Raw genomic sequence first — 20,418 nt, 5'->3', positions numbered from 1 at the left:
GTCTCAGGCGGTCATCAGGAAGGGATGGTATTGATAGAAGCGCGACACGTTCCGGCAGAGGTGTTGCTCCTGGTTGCACAGCTTGTCGATCTCGGAATACACGCGGTTGTCCGCGAGCCGCAGCATCAGTTCCCGGTGCTGTTCGAGGTTCTCGAGCTGCCAGATGTTGAGGATCCAGTCGGGGTGGGACTCGAACTGGCCCGCGACGAGCAGGGAGAAGCCCGATTGGGCGAAGGTGGGGATGATCTGGGACACGTAATCAGTGAAGCGGGTGAGCCTGCTCACCGGGTCCTCACCGTCCTCCTTCTTCAGGACGCAGATGTCGTTCAGGAGGTAGGGCGCCGTCGCCAGATCCCGGGAGACCTCTTCCTGGCTCTTCTGCTCGAGCAAATAGGGCATCTGGAGGAGCGTCCGCATGTGGGGGATTTCCGGGCTCGAGGGATCCAACACCTCACGCGCCGGGAGTCGCTCGGCGTCGATGATCTCCTGGAGCGCCAGGTACTGCGCGGCGTCCTCTTCGTTCATCATTCCGTCCAGCGCCAGGGGCTGGTCGGAATCCCGGATCAGCCGCTCGGGCTCGTCGGCGTAGTAGACCTCGAACACATGATCCGGGTCGCCCGTCAGCGCGGAAGACTTCACCTGCCGGCGCAATCCATATGTCTCCAGCAATCGCTTTCGACCCTGGGTCGCCAGGAGATAACGCAACAAGTGACCGTGTTTCACCTTGCCGGTGAACAGGATGTACCGGACTCGTGAATCGATTTGACCGTTCAGCTGCGACGGCTGATGACCGTTCTGATTCATATGCTCCTCTTGGGATTGACACCGATGACCTGACGAGGACTGGGATGCGCCCCGGACGGACGCGACCCCGGTCCCGCCAACAGGATGACTCCAGCGGGAGTCAGCTCATCTGGGGTTCACGTTGCGGCAGCGACTGCTCGGCCACCACGCGCGCCACGTAGTCGCGTAGTCGGCTGGGGCGTAGCGACAGGGCCTCCATCGCCGGCCTGGGATCGACCGGGGCTCCGAGCGCGACATTGAGCATCAGCGCGGCGAAGGAGCGCTGGAGCGGATCCGTGGCGCCGATGCACTGCTCGCGAAGCTCCTGCTCGGGCACGTGCTCCAGGGTCCAGGACCGCCCGCTCCACTGCTCGAAGAGGTGGACCACGTCGAGCTGGCCGAGCGCCTCTTCCCCGCCGAGCTCGAGCACCGCGTTCCAGGCCCGGGGACTCGTCAGGGCCTTCACGGCGGCGCGGGCCACGTCCTCGACGGAGATCCAGTTCATCCCTCCGTGCCCCGTTCCGAAGAGGCGGGCCCGGGCATTCCGGTAATCGAAGCCGAGGGCGGGGCTCAGCCAGACCTCGGTGAAGTAGCTGGGCTGGAGGACGGTGTAGCGGGGAATTCCACTCCTCCTCAGCGCCTCCTCCACCGCGCGCTTGGCATCCTGCAGGGGAAAGCGCCCCTGGAGGGGAGCGAAGGAGATGAGAACGAAGTGCTCCACTCCGGCGCGCCGGGCGGCCTTCACGAGGGCGAGCTGACCGTTCAGATCCACGGATTGAATGGAGTCTCCCGCCTGTCGCGACAGCGTGGAGGAGGCCGTCGAGATGACCGCCCGGGCTCCCTCGCAGACCGCATCGAGCGAGGCGGGATCCTTCAGCTCTCCCCGCCGGGGCTCCACCCCCGCCCGCGCCAACCGCTCGACCCTGTCTGGAGCCGAGGTCGGCCGGACCAGGGCCCTCACGGGCACGTCCGCCGCCACCAGATGCTCGCAGATCCTACCGCCCAGCAGCCCGGTGGCGCCTACCACGGTCGTGACGTGCCTCATGCGCTCCCACCTCCGCCAGGGGAAAGTGACTCCTCAGGGAGAGAGTGGGGGGGAGGGAAATGTGATGGAAGATGGACCGGGAGGCTTGCCTGCCCTCACAGAAATCCCTGTCGCCGGGCGGAGCCGACGGCGTGCTCCAGGTATTCCCGCGCCTGCTCCTGGCGACCCTGCTTCCATGCGTCGAGTGCCGCTTCCAGATCGGAGGTCAGGGACTCCGGTAGTCGCTGCTGGGTCGGGTCCAGCAGTGCGTGCGCATGCTCCACCGCTCGAGCCAGCGCATGACGTTGGAGCTCCACCGCCACGAGCACCCACAATCCCTGCCATTGGAACGGGTAGGGGTAGAGCGTCGAGAGCTTGCTCCAGCATTCCAGGGCCGTGCGAGCCTCCTGCTCGGCGTCGTCCACCCGCTGCTCCCGCCAGGCCACCCAGGCGTGGTTGGCCCGGGCCGCGCCCACGTAGTCACGCATCTGCGTGGCGCGTGCCAGCTCCAGGCTCCGCTCGCTGTACTCGCGCACGCGGTCGACGTCGCCCCGCTTGCGGTAGATCAGGGTCAGGTAGGTGAGGAGGCGTGACTTCTGCGTCAGGTCCCCCGTCTGTTCCACCAGCTCCAGCCCGGCGAGGCTTTGCCGCTCGGCCTCGTCCAGGTCTCCATGGAACAGCAGGGCGAAGGCGTTGCTGAAGCGGGTGGCCACGCGCGTGCTTGGCTCCCCCGAGGCATCGGCGGCTTCCACCGCGAGGCGGCCGTATTCCAACGTCTCGGACTGGACCACGTAGCGCTCCTGGCGGAAGGCGGTGTTGAGCACCATCACGAAGAAGTTGGCGCGTTGCAGCGGGGTCAGCCGTGTCTCCGCGACAGTTCGTAACTTCCTCACCAGCGCGTCCATCTCCTCCCGCCGGTTCATCCAGTAGTACGTCCAGTGACGATCCACCTGGAGCTGCACCCATTCCTTCCACCAGTCGGCGATGTCCGGGGCTCGCTCGCCGGCTTCCTCGGGCGCGGGTCCCAGGGCGGCCTCGGCCTCGTCATAGGCGCGCAGCGCGTCCTCGTGCTGGTGGAGTGTCTCCCACGTCTTGCCTACCTTGCGATGGATGCAGGCGCGATGGAGCCGCTCGTCCGGGGAGAGCCGGGCCAGCGCGTCGCCGAAGGCCGCCCGGGCCTCCTCCTGCCGTCCCGAGAGCGCCAGGACGTCTCCCAGGTGCTCGTGGACGCGGAGCAGGGCCCGTCGCCAGTCCTCCGGCTCGTCGCGCTCCTGTCGCAGGTACGCGTGGGCCTCGGTGAGCGCCGCCCGGTAGAAGAGGATGGCCTCCGCGTTGGCATGGGTCGCGCTCGCGCGATCCCCCGCCAGCTGGAAGTAGCGGCTGGCCTGATCGTGGACCTCGGCCTTGGCCCAGTGATTGGCCAGGCTCGGGAAGTACAGGGAGAAGTCGAGCGCCTGTTGGTAGCGGTGTTCGATGGCCTCCGCGGCCCGGCGGTGGTGCTGGCGGCCTCGCTGGGACGTGATGCTGGCGTAGGTGAACTCCCGCAGCTTGTCGTGGAGGAAGCGCAGCCTGCCGCCCGCGGCCTTCTCGAGGATCTGCCGGACCCGCAGCGTCTGCAGGGCCTCCAGGGCCGCCGTGTGCTCCAGCGGCACCGTGTCCAGCAGGAGGTCCGCGTCGAACTCGCGTCCGAGCACGGCCGCGGTCTCCGCCACCAGCTGGGCCCTGGCGTCCAGGTCGCGCAGGCGCCGGTGGATGATCTCCGCGATGGAGCCGGGCAGCGACAGCTCCTCGAGCGAGTCCCCCGTGCGCACCCGCTCGTCCAGCCGCCACTCGCCGGCGGTGTCCCGGTGGAGCAGCCCCTCGGAGATGGTGGCCCGCAGGTACTCGGCGACGAAGAACGGGTTGCCCTCGGAGCGGCGGACCAGCCTGTCGAAGTCCCGGGGGAGTGAGTGCAGGGCGAGCATGCCGCGCGCCATCGACTCGATGCTGCGCTCGTCGAGCCGTCCCAGCTCGATGTGAAGGGAGCCCGGGGCGGAGACCACCTCCCGCAGCGCGTCACCCATCTCCTCCATGCGGTAGGTGCCCAGCAGCAGCACGCCTCGCTCGACCAGGTCCTCGTGCCGTAGCTGCCGCAGGAAGGCCAGGGTCATCTCGTCCGCCCACTGGAGATCGTCGATGATCAGCAGGACCGGATCCTCCTCGGCGAAGGCGAAGAGGACATCCTGGAGGGCGGAGAAGATGCGGGCGCGCGCGGCATCGGCATCCGGGACTGGGGGCGGTGGAGGCAGCTCCCGCTGACCGGGGAGCTGATCCAGGGATGGCTCGTAGGCGACCAGCACCTTGCCCTTCGGTCCGAGCAGCCGTGCCGTTTCCTTCGCGCCGCCGTGCTGGCAGTGATCCGCCACCGCGGCCAGCAGCGAGCGGAAGGGATGCAGGGGCGGGGCCCTCATGCCGGCATCCACCCGCGTGCCGGAGAGACCGAGCGGGATGCACTCGCAGGTCACCACCGGGAGATCCCGGTGGAGGGCCTCGCGGGCCAGCTCCAGGGCCAGCCGTGTCTTGCCCACGCCACTGCCACCGCCGATGAAGACCCGCCCGCCCTTGCAGAACAGCATCTCGTCCAGGAGATCGTTCAGCTCGCGCATGGCCTCCTTCCGCCCGGTGAAGGGCGGGCGGTAGAGGTAGGGCCGGGGCCGGGGGCGATCCTCGTCGGGCTCATCGGCTTCCACTCCCAGCTCCGAGAGCACCCGGGCCACGTCCTCGGCATAGCCGAGCCGGTCCTCGGGCCGCTTCGCGAGGAGCTTGAGGATGAGCCACTCCAGCGGCTCGGGGATGGGCTCCTCGGCGAGCAGGGAAGGAGGCGTGGGCGTGTCCTGCAGGTGCCGGCGGCGGACGATCTGCGGCGAGTTGCCGAGAAAGGGGACGAAGCCGGTCACGCACTCGTAGAGGATGCAGCCGAGGGCGTAGAGGTCGGCCCGGGCGTCCACGAGATCTCCGCGGATCTGCTCGGGCGCCATGTACATCAGCGTGCCCATGCCGGCGTGGTCCGCCTGGAGGACCTCCCGTCCCTGGGCCCCTCCGAACTCCACCACCACCCCGAAGTCGCCGAGCACCACGGTGCCGTTCTTCCGGATGAAGATGTTGCCGGGCTTGAGGTCGCGGTGGACGATGCCGCAGCCGTGCAGGTAGGCCAGCGGCGCGCACAGCTGGAGTACCCGTTCCAACAGCGGGCGGGCGGGCAGCTTCGGCGCCGCGTCTCGAGCCCGGGTGTTGGCCTGGTGGTAGTACCCCTCGATGAGCTGATTGAAGGTCCGTCCCTCCAGCAGCTCCATGGCGTACCAGGGGAGGCCGCCGGAGCTTCCGTGATCGAGGATCCGGACGATGCCCGGGTGTTGGATGCGACTGAGCAACTGGACTTCCCGCCGGATGCTCGCCAGCGTGGAGGCGCGGGTGACACGCACCGTCTTCAGCGCCACGCGCTCGCCCGTCTCCCGGTGGACTCCCAGGTAGACGATTCCCATGCCGCCGCTGCCGAGGACCCCCTGGAGGAGATAGGGGCCCATCTCCTGGAGCACAGGCGAGTCCTGCTCCGCTCGAGAGACCTCCACCCGGTTCACGGCTCCCCCCTGTTCCCAGGCTCTTCGTGCCTATATGGGTAGGGAGGGCCCGGCGACGCTGGCAAGAAGACCCGACGGAGGGCACGAGCCCTCGTCGGATCCCTCCCGCCACGGGCGTTCAACCCCGGTCGCGCCGGACCTGCACCTTCTTGCCGCGCAGCGTGGCCTGGCGCAGCGCGGTGATGATCTGATCGGCGAGGGGCTCGGGCACCTCGACGAGGGAGTAGTTGTCGCCGATCTCGATGGCGCCGATCCGTCGTCCCTCCACGCCCGCCTCGCCGGCGATGGCGCCCACCAGGTCCGCGGGTCGTACGCCCGCGTGCCGGCCCACGCCGATGAAGAGGCGCGCCATGTCGAAGTCCTGAGACGGGCCCGAGCGGCGCTTCGCTCCCGGCGGCCCACCCGGCCGCTCCCGGGCTCCGGCGCGCTCCGTCATCCGGGCGTTCTTGCCCGGACGGGGCGGTTTCTGCGCGGGCGGGGGCAGGGTGGGGATGTCCTCCTCCTCCTGCTCGTTGCCCTCCACCTGGGCGTCGTGGAGCAGCTTCACCGCGGCGGTGGCCACGTCCACCAGGTCGAACTCGGAGGCGAGGCTCTCCACCACGGAGCGGTACGAGTCGAGCTCACCGGCCACCAGGGCCTCGCGCAGGGAGGCGCGCACGAGCTCCAACCGGCGGGCACGCAGGTCCGCCACGGTGGGCACGGTGGCCACTTCGATGCGCTGGCCCGTGAGCTTCTCGATGTTGCGCAGCAGCCGGTGCTCGCGCGGCTCGGCGAGGGTGATGGCCACGCCCTCTCGCCCGGCGCGGCCCGTGCGGCCGATGCGGTGGACATACGCCTCGGGGGCATTGGGCACGTCGTAGTTGACGACGTGGGAGAGCTTCTCGATGTCCAGTCCGCGCGCGGCCACGTCGGTGGCGACCAGCAGATCCACGGCGTGGCTCTTGAACTGCTTGAGGACGCGGTCGCGCTGGGCCTGGTCCATGCCGCCGTGGAGGGCCTGGGCGCGCCAGCCCCGGCCGTTGAGCGACACGGTGAGCTCATCCACCTCGGTGCGGGTGCGGCAGAAGACGATGGCGGCGGTGGGGGCCTCCACGTCCAGCACGCGCCCGAGCGTGGCGGCCTTGAAGGCGCCCGGGACGATGTAGGCCGTCTGGCGCACGCGAGGGCCGGTGCCGGGCGCGACCTTCTCCTTGGCGATGCGCACGTGCACGGGCTGGTGCAGGTGGCGCTCGGCGATGGAGGCGATGCGCGGGGGCAGGGTGGCGGAGAAGAGGGCCGTCTGGTGCTCCTCCGGGGTGGCCTCGAGGATGGCCTCCAGGTCCTCGGCGAAGCCCATGTCCAGCATCTCGTCGGCCTCGTCGAGCACGACGGTCTGGACGGAGTCGAGCAGGAGCGACTGGCGGTTGAGGTGATCGAGCGCGCGGCCCGGGGTGGCGACGACGACGTCCACGCCGCGCTTGAGGACGCGCAGTTGCTGCCCGATGGGCTGGCCGCCGTAGAGGGGCAGCACGCTGATGCCGAGCTTCTGGCCGTAGCGGTGGATGGCCTCGGCCACCTGCATGGCGAGCTCGCGCGTGGGGACGAGCACGAGCGCGGAGGTGGAGAACGGCGCGCGCTTGCCTCCGGGGGTGATGCGCTGGAGGAGGGGGAGGGAGAAGGCGGCGGTCTTGCCGGTGCCGGTGGCGGCGATGCCGAGCAGATCCTTGCCCGCGAGCAGCGGGGGCAGGGCGGCCCGCTGGATGGGGGTGGGCTCCTCGTAGCCGAGCGCGCCGAGCGCCTCCACGAGGGCGGGCCCGAGGCCCAGTTCTTCGAAGGTGGGGATGGTGTCCGTTGCGGTGCTCACGTTGGGCGGCTTGTATCACAATGCTCAGGCCGCCGAGGCGGTCGCCGACGCGTCCGTCAGAGTGAGGACGAAGCGGGCGCCGCCCTCGGGCCGGTTCTCCGCGGTGAGCGTCCCCCCCGTCCGGGCGACGTACTCGAGGCACAGCGCCAGTCCCAGGCCCGTGCCCTTTCCCGGGGGCTTGGTGGTGAAGAAGGGCTCGAAGAGCCGCGGCAGCACCTCCGGGGGAATGCCCGGGCCGTTGTCCTCCACCTCCAACCGGACGCCCTCCTTCGTCCGCCGGGCCCGCAGCGTGATGCGCGCCCGGCGCGCGGGCTCCGCTCCCTCCACCGCGTCCGCCGCGTTCAGCAGCAGGTTCAGCAGCACCTGCACCAGGCGCCGTTGCCCCAGCCGCACCATCGGCAACCCCGAGGGGACGTCCAGCTCCACGTCGCCCAGGCCGCGCAGGCGGACCGAGGCCAGCCGTCTGGCTTCCTCCATCGCATCCCCCGGGTCGCCCTGTTCCTCCTCGTTCCCATTCCCCTCCCGCGAGAAGCGCCGCAGGTCGGTGACGATCTGTTGGATGCGCAGCACCCCCTGCCGCGTTTCATCCAGCAGCTCGCGCAGCTCGGACATGTCCGGAGGCCAGCCCTCGCCCAGCAGCTCCTGCTCAAGGTAGTGCAGGTTGGACTTCACGAAGGCCAGCGGGTTGTTCACCTCGTGGGCTACTCCCGTGGCGAGCTGCCCCACCAGCACCAGCCGCTCCACCTCCGCGCGCTCGCGCTCGGCGCGCCGCCGCAGCCGCTCGCTCTCGGCCAGCTGCGCCAGGGCGCGCAGCCGCTCCTCCTGGGCCACCTTCTCCGCCTCGCGCAGCCGCCGGTAGGTACTCCCTCCGTACAGCCCGATGCTCCCGATGAGGCCGAAGGTGAGCACCTGCGGAAGGAAGGTGCCCGTGGGTACTCCGGCCAGGACGTTCAACAGCACCACCGCGCCCAACATCGTCCCGAGGGACACCAGCGTCGGCAGCCGGGAGTCCGGGGTGAACATGGACAGCAGGAGGGGCGCGGCGACGAGCGTCACGAAGTAGGGGCTCGCCGGTCCACCGGTGTAGTGGACGATGGCGGTCACCGAGGCGATGCACACCAGCGCGGACGCGGAGCCCGAGGCCCAGGGGGCCAGCAGTCCCGCCCCCACTCCCAGTCCGAGCAGCACGAAGCTCACGCTCCAGGCGACCTGCACCAACACCAGCCTCGGATCCTGGGCGGGGGAGATCAACCAGTGGAGCAGGAGGCTCGTCGCCATCATCCCCGCGGAGACGAAGAAGGCCCTCTTCTTCACCCGGAGCTGGGCCTGGAGCGCGGCGCGATCTGCGTTCATCACGGAGAACGCTGCCACGAGGGGCGTTGGGGCACGGTGTCACCCCGAGTCCTCCCCCGGAGGGGGCATCCAGTTTACGACACATGCCCGCCAGCAACGCCCGCTTGCGTTCCCCGCACCGGCCCAGTAATCGCGGGGCATGACTCCGCTCATCCTGCTCGGATGTGGTTACACGTTGACGCGGCTGGCGCGCGAGGAGGCCCGCCAGGGGCGCCGGGTGCTGGCGGTGACCCGTGACGAGCAGCGCCGCGAGGAGCTGTCCCGCGAGGGCGTCCAACTGCTCTCGCTGGAGGAGGCCGTGGCGTCCTCGAAGGAGGCGCACGTGGTGATCTCCATTCCACCGGACGCCGGGCTCGACGCCACCCTGGCCGCGTCACTGGAGCGCACGGGTCCCTCCTGCCTCGTCTACCTCTCCTCCACGGGGGTCTACGGGGGGGCGCGGGGACATGTGGACGAGGACACGCCGGTGGACCCCAGCTCCGCGAATGGCCGTGGCCGCATCGAGGCGGAAGCGCGGTACCGGCGGCTCGGGGGGATCGCCCTGCGCGTCGCGGGCATCTACGGCCCCGGCCGGGGCCTGCACGAGCGCCTCCGGGCCGGCACGCTCCGCATCCCCGAGAGTGGAGGGGGCCGCATCTCCCGGGTGCACGTGGACGACCTGGTGCAGGCCATCCAGGTGGTGCTGGAGAAGGGGGAGCTGGGGGGCTGGTACTGCGTGGCGGATGATCGGCCGGCGACCCAGGCGGAGACGGCCGCCTGGCTGTGCGCGCGAATGGGGCTGCCGCCTCCGCCCGCCGTCCCCCTGGCCTCCCTGCACGAGTCCCTCCGGGGTGATCGGGCCATCTCCAATGCCCGGCTGAAGGCGCTGGGGTGGCGGCCCCGCTACCCGGATTTCGTCGCGGGTTTCTCGGCCCTCCTGGACGCGGGGCGCTGAGCTTCCCCGGCTGCTTCCACACTGGCTGACGGACGCGATTCCAGCTACTTACGGCCCCTCACCATCCCGTTGCACGAAATGACGGGACGCGAGGTAACAGTTCGCGCCCGCTCCGGTGTTCAGGTGCGCGCAAGGGACGGAGGGTCCGACGTTGGCCATCGATGTGGAAGCCTGCTACCGCCGGTATGGACCGATGGTGCTCCGGCGTTGCCGCTTCCTTCTTCGTGACGAGGAGCGGGCCGTGGACGCCATGCACGACGTATTCGTCCAGCTCATCGATCATCAGGAGGCGCTGACGCAGACGGCCCCCTCGAGCCTGTTGCACCGCATGGCGACGAATGTGTGCCTCAACCGGATGCGCTCGGAGCGCCGGCGCCCGGCGGACGCGGACGAGGAGCTGCTGGTGCGCATCGCCTCGCTGGAGGACATGGAGGCGCGCACGGGGGCGGCGGCGGTGTTGGAGCGGCTCTTCGGACGCGAGCAGGTGTCCACGCGCACCATCGCCGTGCTGCACCTGGTGGACGGGATGACGTACGAGGAGGTGGCGAAGGAAGTGGGCCTCTCCGTCTCCGGAGTCCGCAAGCGCCTGCGCACCCTGCGCTCCCACCTGCAGGAACTGGAGGCCGCCTGACATGTCCCAACGCACGCCCGATTGGCTGTTGGAGCGCATCGCCCTGGGAGAGCTGCCCCCCGAGGAACTGGCCGCCGCCCGCGCCCGGCTGGCCGCGGAGCCCGAGGGTCTCGAGCGGCTCGCCCGACTGGAGTCGGATGATGGGGCCACGCTCGAGAAGCTCCCCCCCTCCCAGGTCGTCGCCGAGGTCGCGCGCCGTCGCAGGGGGGTGGAGGCCTCCCGCTCGCTGAACGCCTCCCGGCCCACGCGCGGCTGGCTACCGGCCGTCGCGCTGGGCGCGCCCCTGGCCCTGGGCCTCGCGCTGATGATGTTCTTCTCGCGCGAGAAGCTGCCCGAGGAATCCCGGCCCCAGCAGGTGGCGCTGCTGGAGACGACGCGCACCAAGGGTTTGGAGCCGAAGCTGCTCATCCACCGCCAGAGGCGGGGCGAGCCCGAGCCGCTGGTGGACCCGGCCCGGGCGCGGCAGGGCGACGTGTTGCAGCTCAGCTACGTGTCGGCGGGCCGGCGCTACGGCGCCGTGCTGTCCGTGGACGGCCGGGGCTCCGTCACGCTCCACTTCCCGGAGTCGCTCACGGGCTCGCTCGAGTTGAAGGGCGGCACCGTGTCGCTGCCGAGCGCCTACGAGCTGGACGACGCCCCCGTCTTCGAGCGCTTCTTCTTCGTCACCAGTGACGCGCCCTTCGACGTGAACGCGCTGATGGAGTCCGCGCGCCAGCTGGCCCAGGACCCGGACCGCGCCCGCCGCGAGCCGCTGCCCTTGCCGGAGCCGCTCTCGCAGACCTCCCTCACCCTCGAGAAGGTGCCTTGACGCGCGGCGCCGTTCGTCGGCGCCTCGTCGCAGAAGATTCACTTTCTGTCCGGAGAAGCGGGAATCCAGGTGGGGATGTGGACCGGGCCACAGCGCCTACAGGTTTGGGATTCCCGAGAAGTCCTTTGTCCTGTCACGCTTCCATGTCCGGCCGAGGTTCATGGGCCGGTCGCACGACGAGGCCGGCATGCGTGCCGGCGACAAGGGGCCCTATGTCCACTCTGCTCGCGGCATTCAATGAGGGCGTCAGCCTCTCGATGTCTGGTCATCACCAGGCCGCCATCCAGGTGTTCGATCGCGTTCTGGCTCAGGATCCGAACCACGTGTTGGCGCTGAGCGCCAAGGGATCCTCGCTCGCCAGTCTGGGACGTCCGCGCGAGGCGCTGAAGTGTTTCGAGCGCGCCATCGATCTGGATCCGGAGACGGCCGAGCACTATCGCAACGCGGCGCTCTGCCAGCTCGAGCTGGACGAGCCGGAGGCGGCGAGGACGCTGCTGGACGAGGCGCGGAAGCTCAACTCCGAGAAGGCCTGGCTCGAGGCGACGGCGGTGGAGATCGCCACCCTCGGCGAGGCGCTCCTGACGGAGTCGGGCAAGCACCGGACCCGGGGCATCGGGCTGACGGGCAAGGCGCGCTACCGTCACGCGCGCCACGTGCTGGAGATGGCGCTGGAGCTGCATCCGGGGCTCACGGAAGCGGCCAGGGCCCTGGCGGACGTCTGGGCGCACCTCGGGGACACCGAGAAGCGAGATCAGTACACCCAGCTCGCGGGCCGGCTGATGCGCGCCACCGCGCTCTGACTCCTCTGACTCAGAGGGCCCGCCACATGAGGTAGTGCGGGCCGATGCCGGGGAGCTCGAACTCCCCACCTTCCACGGCGAAGCCCAGCTTGCGGTAGAAGCCCGACGCCGTCGTGCGCGCGTTGCACCACAGCCGGGTGCCGCCCTGACGCGTCGCATGAGCGATGCAGGCCTGGAGCAGGGCGGCGCCATGACCCCTGCCCTGGTCCGCGGCGAGCACCGCCATCCCCCGCAGGCGCCACTCGGTGGTGGACCTCGAGCCCGGCTGGGGCTCGCGGTAGAGCGAGGCCACCCCGTGCTGCGCGTCTCCCACGTAGAGCGCCAGGTGCAGGGTGTCCGGGGCATCGTCTCCCGGGTAGACCAGCTCCTCGGGGCGCTGGTGCGGGCGGAGCACGACGTGGCGGAGGTGGCGCGTCTCCGCGGCGGAAACCTGACGGATCTCGTATGGGGGCATGGGGCCGGGGATTCTCCCGGAGGGGCTGGAAAACAGGGGGAAAAATCAGCGGTATGCCTCCCGAGGGGCTCGTGCGTCCTCCTGAGTGGAAACCGGGCAACGAGGTTCGACCTTGAAGGGCACCGCCGTCATGAACGAGCCGTCGATGAAGGAGAGGGTCACCCCCCTCGACTTCGACGTGCTCGTGGAGGGTGAGCAGGCGGCCCTCCTGCGGCTGGCCCGGCGGCTGGTGTGGGATGGGGAGGAGGCGAGGGATCTCGTGCAGTCCGCCCTGGCCGACGCCTACGAGAAGCGCCACACCCTGAGGGATGCCAGGGCCGGCCCCGCCTGGCTGCGGCGCATCCTCGTCTCGCGCGCCATGGGCCACCTGCGCCGACGCCGGGTGTGGAACGTCCTGCGCGAGGTGCTGGAGCTCGGTCCGGCCCCGCAGCCCTCGCCCGAGGAGCGCTTCGCCGGTGCCGAGCGCTGGCGCGCCTTCGGCCGGGCCCTGCGGACGCTCCCGGCCCAGCAGGCCACGGCCTTCTCCCTGCGGTACCTGGAGGGGCTCGATCTCGATGCCATCGCCGATGCCATGAACATCGAACGCGGCACCGTCCGCATCCACCTCTACCGGGCGCTCCAGAAGCTCAAGGCCGCGGACGCGCTCCAAGGAGACACCCCATGAGCTGCCAGGACATCGCCGCGGCCCTCGTGGACGAGCGCCTGCCCCGGCCTCCGGACTTCCAGGCCCACCTGGAGCGGTGCGCCGCGTGCCGCTCGCTCGCCCGACTCCATGCCTCCGCCAGCGCGCTCCAACTGCCGGAGCCACCCGCTCCGGCCCCCTTCGCGCGCGAGGCCATCCTCGGTGAAGTTCGCCGCCGCCAGCACCGCCGCCGGAGGGTGGCCAGCGCCACCGCCACGGCCGCCGTGGTCACCCTGTTCCTGCTCGTCTCGCCCCGCGTGAGGACGCCGGTATCCGTCGAGGACACGCCGGTGGTGGGGGGAGCCGCGGAGGGCTCCCTGCGGGTCGAGCAGCCCGTGCGGACTGCGCCAGAGGGGCAGGGGAGCGAGGTCGCCTCCATCGGGGCGCTGTTCGGCGAGGTGTACGGCTACACGCGCACCCACCCGAGCGTCGAGGACGAGATGTACCAGCCCTTCGGGGCGCTCGCCGTCTGGGTGCGTCCGCCAGACGGCTCCCGACGTGAGTGAGCCGTGGCAGTGAATGCGCAGTGAATGAAAGGAGCAGCACCATGATGAAGAAGCTGATGTGTGCCCTCGTGGTCCTCACCGCCGTGCCGACGCTCGCGCAGGACAGGACGGAGGACGTGCGCGTCAACGTGCAGCAGCCGATGCCGCCCCTGCCTCCAGTGCCGCCGGCGCCTCCGCTTCCGCCCGAGCATCCGCTGGCGCCGCCGTCCTATGGGATTCCGCCGCAGGTGGCGGCGAAGATCGGCCTGCCGCAGGGCCTCGTGCAGAAGGTGCAGGATCTGACCTTCGAGGCCAACGACGCGCTGATCGGCCTGGAGGCGGAGCTCAAGCGCACCCAGCTCGCGCTGGAGAAGGAGTTGCGCCAGCCGAGCCCCAACGAGGGCACCGTGAAGGAGCTGGTGGAGAAGGTGGGCCGCGCGGAGACGGCGGTGCGGCAGAACCGGGTGGGTTTGATGGTGGCCATCAAGAAGACGCTGGGCCCCGACTACTGGCAGAAGCTGGAGGCGGAGATGGGTCCCATGACTCCGGGCGCGTCGCCGCGGCGCATCCGTATCGAGCGGCGCATCGAGGTCCCCAGGACCCCCGCTCCCCCGGCGCCGGAGCGTGAGGCTGGCAAGCGCTGACGCTTCCTCCCGGTATCGCCGAGCCCACACTTTCGCACCGCCGCCCCTTCCCATTCCCCTGGCCCAGGCGCCATGGTCACGGGAATGGATGCAGACAAGAAGCACCAGCTGGAGGCGGACGCGGCTCAGCTCCAGCGTCTGGGATATGCGCAGCAACTGCTGCGTGACATGGGCGGCTTCTCCAACTTCGCCGTCTCCTTCTCCATCATCTCCATCCTCACCGGAGCGGTGACGCTCTATGGCCATGGCCTGCGCTTCGGCGGGCCGTTCGTCATGGGAGTGGGCTGGCCATTGGTGGCGGTGATGACGCTGACGGTGGCGGCGAGCCTCGCGCAGCTCGCCTCCTCGTACCCCACGGCGGGTGCGCTCTACCACTGGGCCGCCATGCTCGGGGGCGTGCGGGTGGGCTTCTTCACGGCGTGGCTCAACACCATCGGCCAGTTCGCCATCACCGCGGGCATCGACTATGGCCTGGCGGAGTTCGTGGCGGACATGTTCGGGTGGCCGCGGGAGCGGGGCTATGTGCTGCCGCTCTACGCGGCCATCCTCCTGTCGCACGCGGTGCTCAACCACGTGGGCGTGCGCGCGGTGGCGCTGCTCAACAACCTGTCGGCCTGGTACCACGTGGCCGGCGTGGCGGTGGTGATCGGCGCGCTGGTGGCCTTCGCGCCCAAGCAGGACGCCTCCTTCCTCCTCACGCGTTTCTCCACGGAGAGCAACGTCTACGCCTATGGTTTCCTCATCGGCCTGTTGCAGGCGCAGTGGACGTTCACCGGCTACGACGCCAGTGCCCACGTCTCCGAGGAGACGGTGGATCCGACGCGCAACGCGCCCTGGGGCATCTTCCTGTCCGTGGCGGTGAGCGCGGTGGTGGGGTACGTGCTACTGGCGGGGGTGACGCTGGCGATTGGAGACCTGTCGGCCGCGGCCGCCGCGCCCAACCCCTTCCTGCACGTGCTGCGCGAGTCGCTCGGGCCCGCGCTCGGCGGGGCGCTGGTGTGGATCGCCATCGGGGCCATGTGGTTCTGCGGGCTGTCCTCGGTGACGTCCAACTCGCGCATGCTCTTCGCGTTCGCGCGGGATGGGGGGTTGCCGGCCTCTCCGCTGCTCGCGCGCGTGTCACCGCGCTACCGCAGCCCGCATGTGGCCATCTGGGTGTCGGTGGCGGCGGCCTTCCTGGTGGCCATCTGGAGCGGGGCCTACGCCGCCATGGTGGCGCTCAGCACCCTGGCGCTCTACGCCTCGTACGCACTGCCCGTGCTGGTGGGCCTGATCGCGCGGCGCAATGGGACGTGGACGCACCGGGGACCGTGGGACCTGGGACGTTACTCCACGCTGGTGAACGTGGTGGCGCTCGGCTGGTGCGCGGTGGTGATGGTGCTCTTCGTCCTGCCCCCCAACGAGCTGGCCGGGTACACGTTCGCCGGGGCCCTGATCCTGTTGACTGTCTACTGGGTGGCATTTCAGCGGCACACCTTCGTGGGGCCGAAGCTGGCGCGGGTTGCTCCGGCATCGCTTCAGGCCACTTCGGGGAAGTGAGTTGGAAGGGGATCTGTTAGGAACAGGGCTCGGCCCCTCCTCTTCCCGACGGGAGCAGCACCTATGAGTAAGCGGCAGCAGTCCGATTCCTCCGAGCTGGTCAACGCCGCGATGGCGATCGAAGAGGAGCTGCGCAAGTTCGAGATCCTCGCGGAGGAGGTCCGCACGGGCGAGCTCCGGTCGCAGAAGCACCTGGAGCGGATGGGCAAGCTGCTCAACCAGGTGGCGGACTGCGACGAGCGGATGGTGGCGAACATGCGCTCGCTGCTCTCGGTGCTCAACGGCTGGAGGGATCGGCAGCAGGTGCTGGCGGCCGAGGTGAACAACCGGGCGCTGGAGCTGCAGGAGCGCACGAAGGTGTACCAGTCGTTGATGGAGCGCTTCGCGGCGCTGGGGCAGGAGGCGGGCTTGCTCAGCTCGCACATGCAGGAGCTGGCCAGCCGGACGCAGAAGGGCGAGCCGGTGAAGGCCGAGGACATCATCTCCTCGCTGCAGATGGTGAACGACCGGATGTCGAAGGTGGCGGAGAGCGCCGGCTCCCTGGCGAGCGACGCGGAGGCGCAGGACTTCGTCGACGTGGCGCGCGACGCCGAGTCGCTGCGGCAGCAGCTGTTGTCGGCGCGCAACCGGGCGAACCTCCTGCAGCAGAAGTTGCACCCGGCCAACGCCTGAGCCGCCGCGCTCCGCTCACTTCGCCCGGGGCAGCTTCGTCCCGCTCATGGCGAGGATGTGCTTGAAGTGCTCGGCGGTGGCGGGCGCCACGCTCAGCCGGCTCCGGGTGATGAGCGGGAAGTCCTTCAGCTCGCGGGTGGCCTTGATGGTGGCGAGCGTCACCGGCTCCTCGAGCGCCACCACGGGCCCCACTTCCACCGAGGCCCAGTCCTCACCGGGCGCGGTGGGATCCGGTCCGGGATCGGTGAGCACCCGGGCCACGCCCACCACGGCCTTGCCCTCGTTCGAATGGTAGTAGAGGCACAGGTCGCCGGGCTTCATCGCTCGGATGTTGTTGCGAGCCTCGAAGCTGCGCACGCCCGTCCACTCCGTCCTGCCGTCCTTCTCCAGCTGCGCGTAGGCGTAGACGGAGGGCTCGCTCTTGATCAGCCAATACTGGGGTTTCGCCATGGCGGCGCATGGTAGATAGCTGGCCCATGGCCATCCAGGGATACGACGAGCTCGACGCGACCGCCCTCGCCGCGCTGGTTCGCAAGAAGGAAGTCCACCCCACGGAGCTGGTGGAGGAGGCGATCACTCGCATCGAGGCCGTCAACCCGATCCTCAACGCGGTGGTCCACAAGATGTACGACCAGGCACGCGATGCCGCCGTGAGGCCGCTGCCCGAGGGGCCATTCTCCGGGGTCCCCTTCCTGGTGAAGGACCTGGACGGCTATCTGGCGAACGAGCCCTACGCGGGCGGCTGCCGGGCGCTGGTGGGCTTCGTCCCCGACCATGACGCGGAGCTGATGAAGCGCTTCCGCCGCGCGGGCGTCATCATGCTGGGCAAGACGGCCACGCCCGAGCTGGGAATCCTCGGCGTCACCGAGCCGGCGCTGCGCGGTCCCACGCGCAACCCCTGGAACCCGGACCATACGCCCGGAGGCTCCAGCGGAGGCTCGGCGGCCTGCGTGGCGGCACGGGTGGTGCCCATGGCCCATGGCGGAGACGGGGGTGGTTCCATCCGCATTCCCTCGTCCGCGTGTGGCCTCTTCGGGCTCAAGCCGACCCGGGCCCGCAACCCCGTGGGCCCGGATGTGGGGGAGGGGTGGGGCGGCTTCGTCCAGCAGCACGTGCTGACCCGCAGCGTGCGTGACAGCGCGGCGATGCTCGATGCGACCCACGGGACGGAGTCTGGCGCTCCCTACGTGGCGCCGCCTCCCGCCAGGCCCTTCCTCCAGGAGGTGGGCACCCCGCCTGGACGGCTCCGCATCGCCTTCTCCACGGGCTCGCTCTTCGGGAAGAACGTGCACTCGGAGTGCGCCGCCGCCGTCCTGGACGCGGTGAAGCTCTGCCAGGAGCTGGGACACGAGCTCGTCGAGGACGCTCCCCGGTTCGATCGCGAGGAGCTGGTGCGCGCCTACCTCGTGATCGTCGCGGCCAACGTGGCGGTGCAGGTGGAGGAGATCGGCGCGCTGAAGGGCAGGACGGTGGGCCCGACGGATGTCGAGGCCTCCACCTGGGCGCTCGCGCAGATCGGTAACATCCTCACCGCGGCGGATCTGCAGAAGGCGCGGGACTCCATGCACCGGGCCTCCCGGGTGATGGCGGCCTTCCACGAGCGGTACGATCTCTTCCTCGATGCGACGCTGGCCCATCCGCCGGTGCGCGTCGGGGAGCTGGCGCTCAAACCCGCCGAGATCGCCGCGCTGGCCGTCCTGCGCAAGCTCCCGCTGAAGCCCGTCATCCTCAAGATGTTCGACGCGCTCGCCGGCAACAGCCTGGAGCGCACGCCCAACACCCAGCTCTTCAACCAGACGGGGCAGCCGGCCATGTCGGTGCCGCTCTACTGGAACGCCGCCGGGCTGCCCATCGGCGTGCAGTTCGCCGCCCGCTTCGGAGACGAGGCCACGCTCCTGCGCCTCGCCGCGCAGCTGGAGCAGGCCCGCCCGTGGGTGGGGCGCAAGCCTCGGATCTCCGGACGGGCGCTCTAGAAATACCAAGGGCCTGCTCCCAGGAAGGGAAGCAGGCCCCGGTTCGAGCCGCTCGTCGAAGTGGCTCAGGTCCGCATCACAGCGGACGGACGTTCTGCGCCTGCAGACCCTTGGGGCCGCGGGCCACGTCGAACTCCACGCGCTGGCCCTCGGCCAGGGTGCGGAAGCCCTCGGTCTGGATGGCGGTGTGGTGGCAGAACAGATCCTCGCCACCGCCCTCCTGCGTGATGAAACCGAAGCCCTTCGCGTCGTTGAACCACTTCACGGTACCAGTCGCCATTACTTTTCTTCTTTCTCGCCCGACGCGGTGGAATGCGCCGGAACTCCGTCGCTCTGTGCGAGGGAGGCTCCTATGTGGCATCTTTGGGGGAACAAAGGAAGCCCCCCCTTTTCATTTCCCGAAAACGAATTGTCAGGTAGGCGTCACTCGGACGCGCCCGATGAAGAGGGTGTGCAGGGGCCCACCGCCCTTGCCTCGCGCGGGAGTCTCCACCACCTCGGTGTCGAATCCCGCCCGCTTCAGCCGGCTGGAGAAGGCGCGATCCGGTGCGGCGGACCACACCACCACCACGCCCCGCGGCTTCAGCGCACGCCGGATGGCGGCCAGACCGCGCTCCCCATAGAGCCAGCGGTTCTGTTCCTGGGTGAGGGCCTCGGGACCGTTGTCCACGTCCAGGAGGATCGCGTCGTAGTGCCCCTCCGCCTGACGGAGCAGCTCTCCCACGTCTCGCGTCTCCACCTTCACCCGGGGATCCTCGAGCGGCCTGCCGGCCAGGGGCGCCAACACACCCTGGTTCCACGCGACGACCGCCGGCACCAGCTCCGAGACGATCACCTCGGCTTCTGGCGGCAGCCGCTCCAGCGAGGCCCGGACCGTGTAGCCCAGCCCCAATCCGCCCACGAGGACCCGTGGGCGTTTGCCGCCGAGGCCCGTACAGGCCACCTCGGCCATCTTCTCCTCGGAGCCGTGCTGGCGGCTGGACATGAGCTCGCGGCCGTTCACACGGATGGCGAACTCCTCGCCTCGCTGGTGCAGCACCAGCTCCCCACCGCCCGGAGCGGGCGCTCGATCAATCACCTTCCACGGCTTCATCGTCCCCGTACCCTACTCGTTCCCGAGTAGGGTTACAGGGCGGACGCCTCGTCCATGCCCACCTCGGCCATGAGGGAGGCCAGCTCCGCCTTGAGCTTGTCCTTGGCGCGGATCTCCAGCTGGCGGGCGCGCTCGCGCGAGAAGCCGAAGTGCTCGCCCAGCTCGCTCAGGGTCATCTCCGCGTCACCCATCACCCGGTGCTCGATGATGAAGCGCTCGCGGGGATCCAGCCGCATCAGCGCCTGCTGGATGCGCTCGCGCGTCATCTTCGCCTGCTGCCGGTCGGCGACCTCGTCCACCTGCGAGTTGGACTCCGACTCCACGAAGTCCAGGTGCGTGGCGTCACCCTCCTCGCCCACGGGCGCGTCCAGCGACAAGTCCCGCCCGCCCATGCGCTGCTCCATCTCGCGCACCTCGGAGGCCTTCACGTTCAGCTTCCGGGCGATCTCCTCTGCGTCCACGATGGCGCCGTCGCCCGAGCCGAGCTTCTCCAGCTCGCGCCGCGTGCGCGCCAGGCTGAAGAACAGCCGGCGCTGGGCCTGCGTGGTGCCCAGCTTCACCAGGCTCCAGTTCTTCAGGATGTAGTTCTGGATGTAGGCGCGGATCCACCACACCGCGTAGGAGATGAGGCGGATGCCCTTGTCCGGATCGAACTTCTGCACCGCCTTCATCAGGCCGATGTTCGCCTCCTGGATGAGGTCGGACATCTTGATGCCGTAGGAGCGGTACTCGTACGCGACCTTCACCACGAAGCGCAGGTTGCTCGTCACCAACTTGTGACCCGCCGCCAGGTCTCCCGAGCGGAAGCGACGCGCGAGAGCCTGCTCCTCGGGCTGCGTGAGCAGCGGGTACTGGTTGATGTCCGAGAGGTACGTGGAGAGGGTATCGGCGGAGAAGGAAGAGGTGGCCTGCATGGGGTCGTCTCTCGGGGTGGGTGAAAAGAAGGTGGGGTTTGCGTTCCGACTTCGTGCCCCTTGCCAAGAGCAATACGGGTGCCAGCGGGCCTTTCGGAACGTCCCTCAGTGAAAGCGGGTACTTGCAGCGCGCGCCCTCCATGACTAGGCCGGTAATCGGTCGTTTTTA

General features: G+C 69.7%; 20 protein-coding genes. 10 read left to right on the top strand and 10 right to left on the bottom strand.

All coding sequences use genetic code 11. From position 1 onward, the window contains the following. Positions 1–3: 3 nt before the first annotated feature. From JQX13_RS45675 to JQX13_RS45655, 5 genes are all read right to left on the bottom strand, one after another. Positions 4–804: a hypothetical protein gene (locus JQX13_RS45675; RefSeq protein WP_203405687.1), complete on the bottom strand. Its 801-nt coding sequence runs from the start codon at positions 802–804 to the stop codon at positions 4–6. A gap of 100 nt (positions 805–904) precedes the next feature. After that, a complete protein-coding gene (locus tag JQX13_RS45670; RefSeq protein ID WP_203405686.1) occupies positions 905–1,828 on the bottom strand; it encodes an SDR family oxidoreductase in 924 nt (307 codons plus the stop codon). Between the two features lie 95 nt (positions 1,829–1,923). Continuing rightward, positions 1,924–5,424, bottom strand: a complete 3,501-nt coding sequence (locus JQX13_RS45665) for a serine/threonine-protein kinase PknK (RefSeq protein ID WP_203405685.1) — start codon at positions 5,422–5,424, stop codon at positions 1,924–1,926. 118 nt (positions 5,425–5,542) lie between these two features. Beyond that, positions 5,543–7,267 carry a DEAD/DEAH box helicase gene (locus JQX13_RS45660; protein ID WP_203405684.1) on the bottom strand — a complete coding sequence of 575 codons (1,725 nt, stop codon included), beginning with the start codon at positions 7,265–7,267 and terminating at the stop codon, positions 5,543–5,545. A 24-nt stretch (positions 7,268–7,291) separates the two neighbouring features. Continuing rightward, entirely contained in the window at positions 7,292–8,620 is a 1,329-nt protein-coding gene (locus JQX13_RS45655) for an ATP-binding protein (protein ID WP_203412509.1), read from the bottom strand. Between the two features lie 139 nt (positions 8,621–8,759). Here JQX13_RS45655 and JQX13_RS45650 point away from each other — a divergent pair, with 139 nt between their 5' ends. From JQX13_RS45650 to JQX13_RS45635, 4 genes are all read left to right on the top strand, one after another. Further along, entirely contained in the window at positions 8,760–9,554 is a 795-nt protein-coding gene (locus JQX13_RS45650; RefSeq protein ID WP_203405683.1) for an NAD-dependent epimerase/dehydratase family protein, read from the top strand. A gap of 151 nt (positions 9,555–9,705) precedes the next feature. Further along, positions 9,706–10,185, top strand: coding sequence for an RNA polymerase sigma factor (locus JQX13_RS45645; RefSeq protein WP_203405682.1), 480 nt, complete (start codon positions 9,706–9,708; stop codon positions 10,183–10,185). A gap of 1 nt (position 10,186) precedes the next feature. Beyond that, the gene (locus tag JQX13_RS45640; RefSeq protein WP_203405681.1) at positions 10,187–10,993 is read left to right on the top strand and encodes an ActD protein; all 807 of its coding nucleotides are present in this window, start codon (positions 10,187–10,189) and stop codon (positions 10,991–10,993) included. Between the two features lie 257 nt (positions 10,994–11,250). Beyond that, entirely contained in the window at positions 11,251–11,793 is a 543-nt protein-coding gene (locus JQX13_RS45635; RefSeq protein ID WP_239014251.1) for a tetratricopeptide repeat protein, read from the top strand. A 10-nt stretch (positions 11,794–11,803) separates the two neighbouring features. On the opposite strand, the gene JQX13_RS45630 is transcribed toward JQX13_RS45635, so the two are convergent. Further along, a complete protein-coding gene (locus JQX13_RS45630) occupies positions 11,804–12,247 on the bottom strand; it encodes a GNAT family N-acetyltransferase (protein WP_203405679.1) in 444 nt (147 codons plus the stop codon). Between the two features lie 112 nt (positions 12,248–12,359). Here JQX13_RS45630 and JQX13_RS45625 point away from each other — a divergent pair, with 112 nt between their 5' ends. From JQX13_RS45625 to JQX13_RS45605, 5 genes are all read left to right on the top strand, one after another. After that, on the top strand, positions 12,360–12,911 hold the full coding sequence (locus tag JQX13_RS45625) for an RNA polymerase sigma factor (protein WP_203405678.1): 552 nt from the start codon (positions 12,360–12,362) through the stop codon (positions 12,909–12,911). Beyond that, positions 12,908–13,435, top strand: coding sequence for a hypothetical protein (locus tag JQX13_RS45620; protein WP_203405677.1), 528 nt, complete (start codon positions 12,908–12,910; stop codon positions 13,433–13,435). The genes JQX13_RS45625 and JQX13_RS45620 overlap by 4 nt, the downstream gene beginning before the upstream one ends. 41 nt (positions 13,436–13,476) lie before the next feature. Beyond that, positions 13,477–14,058, top strand: a complete 582-nt coding sequence (locus JQX13_RS45615) for a periplasmic heavy metal sensor (RefSeq protein ID WP_203405676.1) — start codon at positions 13,477–13,479, stop codon at positions 14,056–14,058. A gap of 84 nt (positions 14,059–14,142) precedes the next feature. Beyond that, positions 14,143–15,597 carry an amino acid permease gene (locus tag JQX13_RS45610; RefSeq protein WP_203405675.1) on the top strand — a complete coding sequence of 485 codons (1,455 nt, stop codon included), beginning with the start codon at positions 14,143–14,145 and terminating at the stop codon, positions 15,595–15,597. Positions 15,598–15,660: 63 nt separating this feature from the next. Beyond that, the gene (locus tag JQX13_RS45605) at positions 15,661–16,269 is read left to right on the top strand and encodes a hypothetical protein (protein ID WP_203405674.1); all 609 of its coding nucleotides are present in this window, start codon (positions 15,661–15,663) and stop codon (positions 16,267–16,269) included. 15 nt (positions 16,270–16,284) lie between these two features. Here JQX13_RS45605 and JQX13_RS45600 read toward each other — a convergent pair whose 3' ends face one another. Further along, the gene (locus tag JQX13_RS45600) at positions 16,285–16,719 is read right to left on the bottom strand and encodes an EVE domain-containing protein (protein ID WP_203405673.1); all 435 of its coding nucleotides are present in this window, start codon (positions 16,717–16,719) and stop codon (positions 16,285–16,287) included. A gap of 26 nt (positions 16,720–16,745) precedes the next feature. Here JQX13_RS45600 and JQX13_RS45595 point away from each other — a divergent pair, with 26 nt between their 5' ends. Further along, positions 16,746–18,242 (top strand): amidase, encoded by a 1,497-nt coding sequence (locus JQX13_RS45595; protein WP_203405672.1) that lies wholly within the window; start codon positions 16,746–16,748, stop codon positions 18,240–18,242. A gap of 76 nt (positions 18,243–18,318) precedes the next feature. On the opposite strand, the gene JQX13_RS45590 is transcribed toward JQX13_RS45595, so the two are convergent. The 3 genes from JQX13_RS45590 to rpoH form a co-directional block, all read right to left on the bottom strand. Beyond that, positions 18,319–18,522 (bottom strand): cold-shock protein, encoded by a 204-nt coding sequence (locus tag JQX13_RS45590; RefSeq protein WP_203405671.1) that lies wholly within the window; start codon positions 18,520–18,522, stop codon positions 18,319–18,321. Positions 18,523–18,654: 132 nt separating this feature from the next. Further along, positions 18,655–19,335, bottom strand: a complete 681-nt coding sequence (locus tag JQX13_RS45585; protein ID WP_203405670.1) for a spermidine synthase — start codon at positions 19,333–19,335, stop codon at positions 18,655–18,657. Between the two features lie 32 nt (positions 19,336–19,367). Next, positions 19,368–20,249: an RNA polymerase sigma factor RpoH gene (rpoH, locus tag JQX13_RS45580; RefSeq protein ID WP_203405669.1), complete on the bottom strand. Its 882-nt coding sequence runs from the start codon at positions 20,247–20,249 to the stop codon at positions 19,368–19,370. Positions 20,250–20,418 lie beyond the last annotated feature (169 nt).

The sequence above is a fragment of the Archangium violaceum genome, from assembly GCF_016859125.1.
GTDB classification, from domain to species: domain Bacteria; phylum Myxococcota; class Myxococcia; order Myxococcales; family Myxococcaceae; genus Archangium; species Archangium violaceum_A.
This window is presented reverse-complemented; position numbering and strand designations above follow the sequence as displayed.